This is a genomic window from Marinoscillum luteum (assembly GCF_044005705.1).
Lineage (GTDB): Bacteria > Bacteroidota > Bacteroidia > Cytophagales > Cyclobacteriaceae > Marinoscillum > Marinoscillum luteum.
Window position 1 is genome coordinate 1 of sequence record NZ_JBIPKE010000018.1, and the last position, 12122, is coordinate 12122.

12 protein-coding genes and 1 rRNA gene are annotated in these 12122 nt (G+C 44.7%); 5 read left to right on the top strand and 8 right to left on the bottom strand.

Going from position 1 to position 12122, the window contains the following annotated elements:
- Positions 1-81, top strand: a 5S ribosomal RNA gene (gene rrf / locus ACHKAR_RS21800); the annotation flags it as partial.
- 512 nt (positions 82-593) lie between these two features.
- On the opposite strand, the gene floA is transcribed toward rrf, so the two are convergent.
- From floA to proS, 3 genes are read right to left on the bottom strand one after another with little or no spacing between them, the layout of a single operon-like run.
- Positions 594-1619 carry a flotillin-like protein FloA gene (floA, locus tag ACHKAR_RS13715; RefSeq protein ID WP_395417865.1) on the bottom strand — a complete coding sequence of 342 codons (1026 nt, stop codon included), beginning with the start codon at positions 1617-1619 and terminating at the stop codon, positions 594-596.
- Positions 1620-1625: 6 nt separating this feature from the next.
- Positions 1626-2093: an NfeD family protein gene (locus tag ACHKAR_RS13720; protein ID WP_395417867.1), complete on the bottom strand. Its 468-nt coding sequence runs from the start codon at positions 2091-2093 to the stop codon at positions 1626-1628.
- 3 nt (positions 2094-2096) lie between these two features.
- Positions 2097-3572 (bottom strand): proline--tRNA ligase, encoded by a 1476-nt coding sequence (gene proS, locus ACHKAR_RS13725; protein WP_395417869.1) that lies wholly within the window; start codon positions 3570-3572, stop codon positions 2097-2099.
- A gap of 126 nt (positions 3573-3698) precedes the next feature.
- On the opposite strand from proS, the gene ACHKAR_RS13730 reads away from it, so the two are divergent.
- Together ACHKAR_RS13730 and ACHKAR_RS13735 are read left to right on the top strand one after the other, a co-directional pair.
- Complete coding sequence (locus ACHKAR_RS13730) at positions 3699-5060, top strand: hypothetical protein (protein ID WP_395417871.1); 1362 nt, start codon at positions 3699-3701, stop codon at positions 5058-5060.
- 27 nt (positions 5061-5087) lie between these two features.
- The gene (locus ACHKAR_RS13735; protein WP_395417873.1) at positions 5088-6686 is read left to right on the top strand and encodes an OmpP1/FadL family transporter; all 1599 of its coding nucleotides are present in this window, start codon (positions 5088-5090) and stop codon (positions 6684-6686) included.
- Here ACHKAR_RS13735 and ACHKAR_RS13740 read toward each other — a convergent pair.
- Genes ACHKAR_RS13740 through ACHKAR_RS13750 form a run of 3 tightly spaced genes read right to left on the bottom strand, consistent with a single transcriptional unit; the run spans position 6683 to position 8810 of the window.
- A complete protein-coding gene (locus ACHKAR_RS13740; protein WP_395417875.1) occupies positions 6683-7177 on the bottom strand; it encodes a shikimate kinase in 495 nt (164 codons plus the stop codon). The two genes, ACHKAR_RS13735 and ACHKAR_RS13740, sit on opposite strands and share 4 nt — an antisense overlap.
- On the bottom strand, positions 7177-8265 hold the full coding sequence (locus tag ACHKAR_RS13745; RefSeq protein WP_395417877.1) for a BT_3928 family protein: 1089 nt from the start codon (positions 8263-8265) through the stop codon (positions 7177-7179). Before ACHKAR_RS13745 ends, ACHKAR_RS13740 begins: the two co-directional genes overlap by 1 nt.
- Positions 8262-8810 carry a DUF1599 domain-containing protein gene (locus ACHKAR_RS13750; RefSeq protein ID WP_159582254.1) on the bottom strand — a complete coding sequence of 183 codons (549 nt, stop codon included), beginning with the start codon at positions 8808-8810 and terminating at the stop codon, positions 8262-8264. The genes ACHKAR_RS13745 and ACHKAR_RS13750 overlap by 4 nt, the downstream gene beginning before the upstream one ends.
- 22 nt (positions 8811-8832) lie before the next feature.
- Here ACHKAR_RS13750 and folP point away from each other — a divergent pair, with 22 nt between their 5' ends.
- The gene (gene folP, locus ACHKAR_RS13755; protein WP_159582255.1) at positions 8833-9702 is read left to right on the top strand and encodes a dihydropteroate synthase; all 870 of its coding nucleotides are present in this window, start codon (positions 8833-8835) and stop codon (positions 9700-9702) included.
- Positions 9699-10640, top strand: coding sequence for a diadenylate cyclase CdaA (gene cdaA / locus ACHKAR_RS13760; RefSeq protein ID WP_159582256.1), 942 nt, complete (start codon positions 9699-9701; stop codon positions 10638-10640). The genes folP and cdaA overlap by 4 nt, the downstream gene beginning before the upstream one ends.
- Here cdaA and kbl read toward each other — a convergent pair.
- Complete coding sequence (gene kbl / locus ACHKAR_RS13765) at positions 10633-11823, bottom strand: glycine C-acetyltransferase (protein WP_395417879.1); 1191 nt, start codon at positions 11821-11823, stop codon at positions 10633-10635. The genes cdaA and kbl overlap by 8 nt on opposite strands.
- 9 nt (positions 11824-11832) lie before the next feature.
- Positions 11833-12078, bottom strand: a complete 246-nt coding sequence (locus tag ACHKAR_RS13770) for a hypothetical protein (protein ID WP_395417881.1) — start codon at positions 12076-12078, stop codon at positions 11833-11835.
- Between the last annotated feature and the right edge of the window lie 44 nt (positions 12079-12122).

Below are 12122 nucleotides of genomic sequence, written 5' to 3' on the forward strand. Positions count from 1 at the left end.
TTCCATTCCGAACAGAGAAGTTAAGCCCACCAGCGCTGATGGTACTGCCGTAACAGGTGGGAGAGTAAGTCGTTGCCAGTCTTTTATTAACCCTTCTCATTTACTTGGTAAGGGTTTTTTTATGCCTAATTATGAGAAGCCGAGGAGAGGTTAAGAATCAGTCATAAAGTTCAGGGGAGATTGCATTCAAGATGGATGGGGAGGTAGTGATTGGTACTTTAGATGCCTCAATCCAATTGATTGACCACTTACCTTCATTTTCTTTGCTTGCCCCGGGCCGCGCAGGCAAAGAAGACAATTGGTGTCCCACAAAATGGCACCAACCTGGCCGGTCGAACCAAAAGCTTATCCTACATATTGTGTGAGGTCTTTCGGCGCCAACTCCTATTTCGCTAGCCCTTGTGCTTGTTTGGATTTGCAGGTATTCTAAAAGGTCAAGTGTTACTTTCTTGTGCTGCCACTAAAAGGGGCTCACTTTGCACCGAACTGACGTGGAATGCTATATTATGAATTTCGCGGCTTGTGAGGAGATCATCATAAAAAAAGCTGCTTCACATCGTGAAGCAGCTTGGATTTCGATAGGAGGTGTTTTCTTACTCTCCTTTTTTCTTGGTGCTAGACCCGCTTTTTTTGGTTCCTGATCCGGCAATGGATTCGCGCATATCAGTATCTGCCTGGATATTTTGGAACTTGTAATAGTCCATTACTCCAAGGTTTCCACTTCTAAAGGCTTCAGCTATGGCCTTAGGGATTTCTGCTTCGGCCAAAATCACTTTGGCTCTTGCTTCCTGCGCCTTAGCGACCATTTCTTGCTCTTCGGCAACAGCCATTGCTCTTCTTTCCTCCGCTTTTGCTTCCGCTACCTTTAAGTCAGCGGATGCTTGATCTGTTTGTAGCTTGGCACCGATGTTAGCTCCTACGTCTACGTCTGCAATGTCAATAGATAATATCTCAAATGCAGTACCTGCATCCAGACCTCTTGCAAGGACTAGTTTTGATATTTTATCTGGATTTTCCAGCACTTCTTTATGGCTGGCAGCAGAACCAACAGAGGTTACAATACCCTCTCCTACTCTGGCCAAGATAGTGTCTTCTCCGGCACCACCAACCAATTGTTGAATGTTGGCTCGAATAGTAACTCGGGCTTTAGCGACAAGCTGAATGCCATCTGCTGCAACAGCAGCGACCGATGGAGTGTTGATTACTTTTGGGTTCACTGAGATTTGAACAGCTTCAAACACATCTCTTCCAGCCAAATCGATGGCAGTGGCTTGTTTAAAAGTGAGATTGATGTTGGCTTTGTCCGCTGAGATCAATGCTCTGATTACCTGAGGAACATTTCCACCTGCCAGATAGTGTGTTTCCAGATCCTGAGTCTTCAGTTTTCTTTTTAGTCCAGATTCATCCTCAGTAATGGTTAACCCGGCCTTAGTAGCTGTGATCAAAGCATTTACGACGGCTGATGGTGGCACTTTCCGGATTCTCATAAAAACGAGCTCCAATAAGCCGACTCTAACGCCGGAGAAAATGGCTGTAATCCAGAGGTTGATTGGTACGAAATACAGAAAAACGAAGAAAGCTATTATACACGCAAATAGAATAATTACTGTGGTGATCATATGATACTAGTTAATGGGTTCTACAATTATTTTGTTAGGCTCAATACGAATGATTTTTATCTGTTGATTCTCATTAATGAATCCACCGTTTGATCTGACTTCCAGCTCTTTTTCATTAAACAATGCTTTTCCGCTTGGCTTTAGGGAGGAGATGGTTTGGCCCTGATCTCCTACCGAGAGGGTTACTTTAAAATCATCATTAAATCTCCCGGTATTTTCATCTTTCAGGGAGAAACGTTCCCACGCCCTGGATTTAAAGGCATAAATCATCACAACAAGCAAGAAACTGCTCGAGACTATGAGTATAGTAGTACCTGTGGTGCTGTCAAAGTAATCATACCCAAGGTATACACCGAATCCGGAACAAATGAACCCGGCGATACCAACGATGGTGGTTCCGGGTATAAATATCACCTCTATGATCAAAAGACCAATGCCAAATAATATTAATCCGATGACGGTGATCCACTCCATGATTTAGTACGCTTTTGCAAAGAGAACTCTTCCTTTGGAAGGTTTCCCACTATAGATGCAGGTTCCTTCTTCCTGGTTTGAATTTAGTGGAATACAGCGAATTGTGGCTTTGGTTTCTTCTTTTATTTTCTCTTCCGTTTCGGAAGTTCCATCCCAATGTGCATACACAAAGCCACCTTTTTTCTCAATTACCTCTTTGAACTCTTCGTAGGAATCTGCCTGATGGGTATTTGCTTCCTTGAAGGAAGCAGCTTTTTGGTAGATGTTTTTTTGAATGTCATCCAACAGCGTTACAATATGTTCGACGGTTTCACCCTGCGCAACAAATTGCTTCTCTTTGGTATCCCTTCTCGCAATTTCTACGGTGCCTTTTTCCAAATCTTTTGGCCCGATCGCAATTCGCACTGGAACACCTTTGAGTTCATATTCCGCAAATTTCCATCCAGGCTTGTGGGTGTCTCTTTTATCGTATTGAACTGAGATATTTCTGGCTCTTAGCTCTTTGGTAAACTTCTCAGCCACTTCTGATATTTTCTCCAATTCCTCATCCTTTCTATAGATAGGAACGATCACAACCTGAATAGGGGCCAGGTTTGGAGGGAGAACAAGACCTTCATCATCAGAATGAGCCATGATCAGGGCTCCCATGAGTCTGGTGGATACACCCCAGGAAGTTCCCCAGACATACTCTTCTTTACCTTCTTTATTGGCAAATTTTACATCAAAAGCTTTGGCAAAATTTTGACCCAAGAAGTGTGAAGTACCTGCTTGCAGTGCTTTGCCATCTTGCATCATTGCTTCGATGCAGTAGGTTTCCACAGCTCCCGCAAAACGTTCGTTTTCAGTTTTAATACCTTTGGTAACAGGAAGTGCCATGAAATTTTCAGCGAATTCTGCATACACGTTCAGCATCTGCACCGTTTCTTCTTCGGCTTCTTGTCTGGTGGCATGGGCTGTATGCCCTTCTTGCCACAAAAACTCAGCAGTTCTGAGGAAAAGTCTGGTACGCATCTCCCATCTCACAACGTTTGCCCACTGGTTGATCAACAACGGGAGGTCGCGATATGACTGAATCCAGTTTTTGTAGGAATCCCAGATTACCGTTTCCGAAGTGGGCCTAACGATCAATTCTTCTTCCAGTTTAGCATCCGGATCTACCATCACGCCACCATTCACTTCATCATTTTTCAAGCGATAGTGCGTCACCACAGCACACTCTTTTGCGAAGCCTTCTACGTGTGAAGCTTCTTTGCTAAAGAAGGATTTGGGGATAAAAAGTGGAAAGTAAGCATTAGAGTGGCCAGTCTCTTTGAACATTTTATCAAGCGTCTGCTGCATTTTTTCCCAGATAGCAAAACCATATGGTTTTATGACCATACAGCCTCTAACAGGGGAATTTTCGGCCAAACCGGCCTTCTTAACCAGCTCATTGTACCACAGAGAATAGTCTTCGGATCTGCTAGGTATTGCTTTACTCATGCTAGATTTAGTGTTTTGGTATAGTAATTGCTTATTTTTCTTCTGAAATCTGGGTCACAAATATAGGTGGACAAAGCGGAAACTCAGACCCGGGTTTCATTGTAATAGTAATAAAACGTAGGAATTATGGAAGCTTTTAAACAACTCTCTCGAATATCAGGCCTTTTGGTGATGATGGTAGTGTCTAGCGGGGCTTTAGCCCAGGAGTATGATGACCTGTACTTTACGTCCAAAGACAGAAAGCAGGTGAAGGAGGAGCCGAAGGTGGAGAACAAAAGCGCGAGCACCTATCAGTCCTACACCAACAACACCTACACAGATAACTATTCTGCTCATGAGGTGAATCCAGAATACATTGCGAGATATCAGGCTAGTAAGGACTATGGTACTGACAGTGACTATGTAGATCAGGTAGATGATAATGCCACCTACAGCGAGCCTTCCTATTCCAATATTTCCTATTACCCTGAATCTTATGTGGATGACCAGCCTGGTACCACAGTAATTAATAATTATTATAGCAACAGTGCCGGCTATGGCAATGGATGGAATAACAGGGGATGGAACTCTGGAGCTAGTCTATGGTATGATCCATGGTTTGGGTGGAACACCGGATTTAACATCTCATTTGGATATGGTAATGGGTGGGGAGGATACTATACCCCCTGGTATAATTCATGGGGGTACCCGGGCTATGCGGGTGGATTTTATGATCCGCGGTATGGATGGTCTAGCCCATACTATGGCGGATGGGGCTGGAGCAGATGGAATCGATACAATTACGCATACACATCAGGATTTTATCACGGTCTATATCATGGCGGGTATTACTCAGACAATGGATATGTATCGCCACGAGGCAGAGATGTAGTGGTGGGCAGCAGGTACTCCAGAGGTGGTACAGTGGCTAGTGGAACAAGAACCAACAGTAGAGTGAATGCGCCATCCTCGGCCAGTGGACGGGCTGACGTGTCAACTGCTGATCGCAGGGACTACAGCCGAACCCAAAATGAGTATTTCTCCAGGTCGAGAGCTGGTGTATCCGGTACTAATGTCTCCAATTCATCTGCAACTTCGAGCCGAAGTAGGGTCACTACCGTTACAAATGGGAATAGTCGAAGTACCCAGCCAACATATAGTTCTCGAAGTGGGAATAGTAACTCTGGAGGTACTTTGAGAAATTCGGGATCTACATCTGGCACAAGGAGGTATAACAGTGCTGCAGCGAGCAGCTCAAACAGTAACTCGAACTATAGCCGATCAAGATCATCTGGTAGTAGTTCATCGTCATCCTATTCCTCAGGCTCTACCAGAAGCAGAAGTTCGAGTAGTTATACTCCAAGCAGAAGTAGTAGCTCATCGAGCAGGTCGTCTTTTTCTGGCTCTAGCAGCAGCGGATCTTCGCGATCCAGCAGTGGGGGAAGTAGTAGTGGACGTTCGTCCGGTGGTGGCTCCAGTTCTTCTCGTTCGAGAGGTGGTGGCAGATAATACAGGCAGTTAAAAAAATCTAAATCTATGAATCAGTTCAAATATATCATGTTTGCCGGGATAGCTATATCCGCATGGTCAGCCAGCGCGCAGGTGGCAGATGGGTCATTGGGTTATTATCAGGATGCCAGAATCTTTAGCCAGACTAGTCCGGTTTATGGGAGCACTGCCAGGATGCAAGGGCTTGGAGGCACTCAAATTTCTTTAGGTGCAGATATGAGTTCCGCCGGATCTAATCCGGCCGGGTTGGGATTTTTCAATAGGAGCGTTCTTTCGTTCACCCCCAGCATGACCTTCAATAATTCGGATGCGAGCTATTTTGGGAACACCATTTCTACTTATAAGAATAATTTCAATTTTGCGAATCTCGGGATGGTATTTAATTCCAATAAGGGTGATTATACCAATGAGAAATTCAAAGGGGGATCTTTTGCGATTACGTTTAACAGGAGCAACAACTTCAACAGCGAGGTTTTTTATCAAGGAAGAAATACCTCCAATTCGATTGTGGATAGTTTTGTAGAGGGTGCAAACAACGATCTCTCTGATGCTTATATCGATTACGCCTTTGGTCAGTTTTTGATCGAAAATGCGGACGGATACCTCTACGAGAAGGGTGCTGATGGAAGAACATATATTTATCCTGATGGAGACTTTGATGGGTATACCTCCCTGGTGGGAGCCAATAGCTATGATGGGTATTTACCACGACAGATTGAGCGAATTACTACCAAAGGAGGACAAAGCGCCCTGAATTTCGCCTGGGGCGGAAACTATGATGATCGGGTTTATTTTGGAGCAGGCTTGTCCTTTGAGTCAGTACGGTATAGCAGAATCAGGACTTATACCGAAGATTCGTTTCGGGATGTAGATGGAAACCAGGATGATCTCCTTTACAAAATTCAAATCCAAGATGAACTCACCATAGATGGCAGTGGGGTGGGCTTCAATGGAGGGCTTATAGTTCGTCCGGTGGATTTTGTGACATTGGGGCTGAGTTATAAATCCCCCACGTACTATAGCCTGAACGATGAGAGTGGTTTCACTTTTGCTACTGACTGGAATGAGAATTACTCCTACTACAATGGTACCAATAGTGAGGGTGATTCAGTCTTTTATGACATGGGTTCTTATAAGGAAACCAGCGATCTTACCATGAGTCAATACAACTTGAAGACACCTGGAAAACTCTCTCTGGGAGCCACCTTCTTTCTGGGTAAAGTTGGTTTCATTTCCGGGGATGTGGAGTTTGTGGACTATACCAGGAGCCAGCTGAAATCCAATGATTTCTCTGTGGTAGCAGATAATCAGACCATTAAAAATTTATATACAAACACCATGAACTTTCGGATCGGATCAGAATTTCGGTACGATGATTTCAGGTTTAGGGCGGGATATGCCTTTTTCGGAGACGCCTTTGCCAACAATGATTCTTTTGATGGTAGAAGTCAAAACGTATCGTTTGGGTTAGGATACAGATCCCGAGATTATTTCATCGATCTGGCAGTAGTGAATCGAAAGTCTTTTGATGCCTACTCACCCTATCAGATCAGCACCGGTACTCCCATTGCAGATATAGAGCAGCGGACCAATACAGTCTCCGCAACGATTGGTTTCAACTTCTAAAGTGCCTTAATCGCAGCTAATAAAAGGTCTACATCTCTATGTTCAATAGAGATGTGGGCGCTTCTATATATGGGGAGCCGGGCTTTTAGCAGTTCGTCCACCCTATTTTCAACATCGCCCTGCATGAGCGGCCGATGGTCTTTCCTAGCTATTCTCTCTATGAGAAGATCCCTATCGGCTTCCAGAAAAATGGTGATTCCATGACCTTTCATGTATTCCATTCCCTTATGAAAACAAGGAGTACCTCCCCCCGTGGAGATGATTGCTCCAGGATATTTTTCCGAAAGCGAGACAAGCATTTTACTTTCTACTTTCCGAAAATGGGCCTCTCCTTTTTCGCTGAAAATAGCTGAAATCTCCCTGTCTTCCTGTACCTCTATTTCATGATCCAGGTCTACAAAAGGGAATTCTACGGAACTGGCCAGCTGCTTTCCAAAATAGGACTTTCCCGATCCGGGCATACCTATCAGATAGATTTTACCAAGCTTCATTATGGCAATAATCCGTTGATTTCAGAAACATCTGGAGTGTCGTTGTGATGCCATTTTCCTACTACGGTGCCATTGGAAAGGAGCATCACTCCGGGATTTGACCGGATCATGGTTTTCAGCACAGTGGCGTCCGCATAGAAATAAGGTGCCGCCAGCTGTACATCATGCCTGAAGGCTTCAAATTCTTCGTATCCTGATGCGGTGAGTACCCAAACATCAGCATTTTGAGTTTGAGAGCTTAGTGTCTTAATAGCTTCGATGTTTGTTCGTGAGGCTTTGGTGGCATCGTAAATGATGATCAACAGTTTGTTTCCTCGTAGCAATTCTTCAGTGAATTCTCCTTCATCATTCCATACACTCAGGTCGGTGATTTTGGGCTGGGCTTCGGGGTTGATCAGCTCCATGGCTTTGAAGGTGTAAGCTTTGTCAGTTGGGTATGTATCCAGGATTTCTTCCTTACCATCCTTCTCCATCACATACTGATAGCGCAACTCCTCAGAAGGCTCCATGAGTGAAGGCAGGTGGTTACCCACCGCATAGGCTCTAAAATCCAGAAATGGAAGATGGGCAATGGCATAGTAAGCCAAAAGTGTGAAAACTATGGCTGATCCGACCACTTTGAAGAAGCCAAATTTTTCAGAAAACCAGCTACCATATTGATGTCTGTTTTTGAAAATGGCAATGATCAGAACCAGCAGTATGAGGTCTTTGTAAAATGACTGCCATGGCGTAAGCTTAATGGCGTCACCAAAGCATCCGCAATCAGTCACTTTATTAAAATAGGCTGAGTAAAAGGTAAGAAAAGTGAAAAAGACAATCATTAGCAGAAGTGCCCAGCTGGTTCTTGGCATTTTGAAACCAATAATCAGTGCAATGCCGAGTACTACCTCAAGCACACTGAGCAGTACTGCCAAAAAGAGTGCTGCAGGCACAAACCACTCGAAAAATGGAGCAAAATCATAAGCGAAGACTTCAAAGTACTCCTGAAGTTTGATGGCTGTGCCAATGGGATCATTGACTTTGATGACACCAGAAAAAATAAATAGTGCACCTACCAGGTATCTGGCGATATCGAATAAAATTTTCATGCCTTTTCTTCTTTGAGTTTGATCATACAAAACACTGAGTAGTTTATCATATCCTGATAATTGGCGTCAATGCCCTCAGAGATAATTGTTTTACCCGCATTGTCCTCTATTTGTTTCACGCGGAGGAGCTTCATCAGGATGATGTCTGTGATGGAGCTGATCCTCATTTCCCTCCAGGCCTCTCCATAGTCATGATTTTTGTTGGCCAGTAGCTGAAGCGTGGCATCAGCCGCCTGGTCATACTTTGGCTCCAGCACCTCATAGCTGATTTCCATTGGGTCATCCTTGGACAGCTCCATTTGTATCAAGGCTATGATGCAGTAATTGATGATACCGATAAACTCTGATTGAATATCCTCCCCTACTTTCTGAGATCCCTTCTCCTGAATGGAACGGATGCGCTGGGCTTTGATGAAAATCTGATCAGTGATCGATGGAAGCCTGAGAATCCTCCAGGCAGTACCGTAATCTTTGGTCTTTTTTGCAAATATTTCTTTGCAGGATGCGATAATTTCGCGGTATTGATGGATCGTACGGTCTTTCAATTTCTGAAATAAGTTATATTGTATGCTGACGTTCGTTCGCGACAAATCTAACACATTGACTGCTCAAAAATCTATAAATATCAAGGGAACCCTGCTGGACTTGTCTGTGCCGAAAGTGATGGGAATTCTCAATGTAACGCCAGACTCTTTTTATGGGGGTAGCCGACAGCAGACAATGGCTGACTTGCTACATTCAGCGGACAAGATGCTCAATGAAGGTGCCACTTTTTTGGATATAGGTGGGTACTCCACACGGCCAGGAGCAGAGGATATTGACATAAAGGATGAGATCAAAAGGGTATTGGAACCTATCAGGCAGGTAGCATCCAGATTTCCGGAGGCGATTATTTCTATAGACACTTTTCGCTCAGAAGTAGCCAGTGAGGCCATCGGTGCCGGGGCACATATCGTTAATGATATTTCTGCGGGAATGCTGGATGATCGGATGTTGGAAAGAGTGGGCAGGATGGGAGTGCCTTATATTGCCATGCATATGCGGGGGACGCCCCAGAATATGAAGCAAAAGACCGGATATGAAGACCTGCTTGGAGAGATGACCCACTATTTTTCAGAGCGCATCTTAGCGGCAAAGACCGCCGGAATCAAGGACGTGATCATCGATCCTGGTTTTGGATTTGCCAAGACTGTGGAGCAGAATTTTTATCTATTGAATCGCGTTGAGTACTTAAAACATCTCGGCCATCCGCTTTTGATTGGGGTATCCCGCAAGTCGATGGTTTATAAAACACTAAATATTGAAGCAGAAGCCGCGTTAAATGGCACAACTGTATTAAATACCGTAGCTTTGTTGAAAGGCACTTCAATACTCCGAGTACATGATGTGAAGGAGGCGGTAGAAGCAGTAAAACTCGTTAATCAAATTATAAATTGATCTTAGGTTTTTATATCGGATTTCTGGAAATAGGCTGGGTGGATATCATCGATATCTTCCTGTTTGCCATTTTGCTATATCAGGTATACAAACTGATGAAGGGCAGCGTGGCTATCAAGGTTTTTTTGGGCTTTCTGGTGCTTTATCTTATTTACCTGATGGTAAAAGCCGCGGAGATGGAGCTGATCAGCAATGTGCTGGGACAGTTTATGGGTGTGGGAGTTTTGGCTGCCATCATTCTCTTTCAGCAGGAGATTCGAAAGTTCCTACTCTTGCTCGGGCGTACGTCCATTTTTAATGAAGGGAATTTATTCGATAATTTCAAGTCCATCTGGTCCAGCAAAGGGAATTATCAGAAGGCAGATGTAACCCCACTGATAGAAGCGGCTAAAACCCTTGGAGGTACAAATACCGGAGCGCTTATCGTGATTTCAAAAAACTCCGAGTTGAAATTTTTTGCAGAGTCCGGTGATCGGCTGGATGCTGTGATCTCGAAGCGACTGCTAATGGCTATTTTCAATAAGTATAGTCCGCTGCACGATGGTGCCGTGATTATTTATAACAATAAAATCATTGCAGCACGCTGTATTTTACCAGTGACAGAGCGGGAAGTTCCTGCTCAGTTTGGTCTGAGGCACCGCGCGGGTATTGGAATGTCCGAGAACACTGATGCCCTGGTAGTAGCGGTGTCTGAGGAGACAGGCCAGATTTCTACCATGCGAAATGGCGAGATTTTTCATAACCTCTCCACTCAGGAACTTCGTAAGACCATCAATGAATACCTATATGAGGATGCCAAGGAAACGACGAGCTCCGAGAGTGTATTGAAGAAGGCCAAACAAGAAGGCTCCACCAAAAAGGAGGAGCCCAAAAAAAAGGAAGATTCCAAGAAGGAAGAGCCAAAGCCCCCGGTGAAAGAATCAGCTAAGGCTAGCTGATTACTCCAAGTTCTTTTCCTACCTCCGTAAAAGCTTTGACTGCCTTATCGAGATGAGCCCTGTCATGTACCGCAGACATTTGCACTCTGATCCTGGCTTGTCCTTTGGGCACTACCGGGAAGTAAAAACCAATGACATAGATTCCTTTCTCGAGGAGTTTCCGAGCCATTTCCTGAGACAGCACAGCGTCGTACAGCATGATGGGTACTATGGCATGCTCCCCTGGCTTGATGTCAAAACCGGCAGCGGTCATTTGTTCTCTAAAATAGTGGGTATTGGCTTCCAGCTTATCTCGCAATTCGGTGGTTTCTGAGAGCATATCGATTACCGCTATCGATGCACCCACTATGGAAGGTGCCAGTGTGTTTGAAAACAGATATGGTCTGGATCTTTGTCTCAGGAGCTCGATGATTTCCTTTTTTCCTGAGGTGAAGCCTCCCGATGCACCACCCAGTGCTTTCCCCAGCGTGCCTGTGATAATATCTACCTCGCCCATGACACCTCTGTGTTCGTGCACTCCACGTCCGGTTTTGCCCATAAACCCGGTGGAGTGACATTCATCGGTCATGACCACAGCATCATATTTTTCTGCCAGCTCGCATATCTTGTCCAACTGGGCAATGGTACCGTCCATAGAGAACACGCCGTCCGTGACGATCACTTTCACCTTAGCCTCTGATGCCGCAATTAGCTGGGCCTCCAGGTCTGCCATGTCATTGTTTGCATAGCGATATCTTGCCGCCTTGCAGAGCCTTACACCATCGATGATCGAGGCATGGTTGAGCGCATCCGAGATGATGGCATCTTCTGGCCCCAAAAGAGGCTCGAATACGCCACCATTGGCATCAAAGGCTGCCGCATACAGGATGGTGTCCTCAGTGCCCAGAAAGGCGGAGATTTTTTCCTCCAACTCCTTGTGGATATCCTGAGTACCACAGATGAAACGCACTGAAGACATTCCAAATCCATGGGTATCAATGGTTTTTTTAGCGGCTTCTATGACCTTGGGGTGCGAAGACAGCCCCAGATAGTTGTTTGCGCAGAAATTGATGACTTCCTGCCCATTCTGGAGTTTGATGACGGCATCTTGTGGGGTAGTGATGATTCGCTCTTCTTTATAGAGCCCGGCTGCTTTTATTTCCGCTAGTTCGCTTTCGAGTTTAGTTTTGAGTGCGTTGTACATTGGGGTTGTTTATTTTAATCTAGGAACAATCTTTGGCTTCACCTTTTTCACCTGCTTTACGATGTTTTCTTCAGGTTCTTTTTCCAGCCTGTATTTTCTTCTCAATTTATTGATCAAAAAGAGCTTTTGCGCCGTGAAGCTATCTGGATGCATCTGCGAGAAAATGATGTTGAATGACTTATAAAGGTCACTTTCATTGCTTTTCAGGCGATCGGGATCTATTTTTTTGCTGATAAGGTAAGCTCTTAAATTCATGAGAAAACAAATTTAGAAGGATTCGAGGTTATAGTGGCGAGAAA

What these genes read in the sequence shown, in the direction of transcription:
- ACHKAR_RS13745 (WP_395417877.1), bottom strand. Translation starts at nt 8,265, where the DNA reads ATGAAAATTTTATTCGATATCGCCAGATACCTGGTAGGTGCACTATTT.
- ACHKAR_RS13770 (WP_395417881.1), bottom strand. Translation starts at nt 12,078, where the DNA reads ATGAATTTAAGAGCTTACCTTATCAGCAAAAAAATAGATCCCGATCGC.
- floA (WP_395417865.1), bottom strand. Translation starts at nt 1,619, where the DNA reads ATGATCACCACAGTAATTATTCTATTTGCGTGTATAATAGCTTTCTTC.
- kbl (WP_395417879.1), bottom strand. Translation starts at nt 11,823, where the DNA reads ATGTACAACGCACTCAAAACTAAACTCGAAAGCGAACTAGCGGAAATA.
- ACHKAR_RS13720 (WP_395417867.1), bottom strand. Translation starts at nt 2,093, where the DNA reads ATGGAGTGGATCACCGTCATCGGATTAATATTATTTGGCATTGGTCTT.
- ACHKAR_RS13730 (WP_395417871.1), top strand. Translation starts at nt 3,699, where the DNA reads ATGGAAGCTTTTAAACAACTCTCTCGAATATCAGGCCTTTTGGTGATG.
- proS (WP_395417869.1), bottom strand. Translation starts at nt 3,572, where the DNA reads ATGAGTAAAGCAATACCTAGCAGATCCGAAGACTATTCTCTGTGGTAC.
- ACHKAR_RS13740 (WP_395417875.1), bottom strand. Translation starts at nt 7,177, where the DNA reads ATGAAGCTTGGTAAAATCTATCTGATAGGTATGCCCGGATCGGGAAAG.
- folP (WP_159582255.1), top strand. Translation starts at nt 8,833, where the DNA reads ATGCTGACGTTCGTTCGCGACAAATCTAACACATTGACTGCTCAAAAA.
- ACHKAR_RS13735 (WP_395417873.1), top strand. Translation starts at nt 5,088, where the DNA reads ATGAATCAGTTCAAATATATCATGTTTGCCGGGATAGCTATATCCGCA.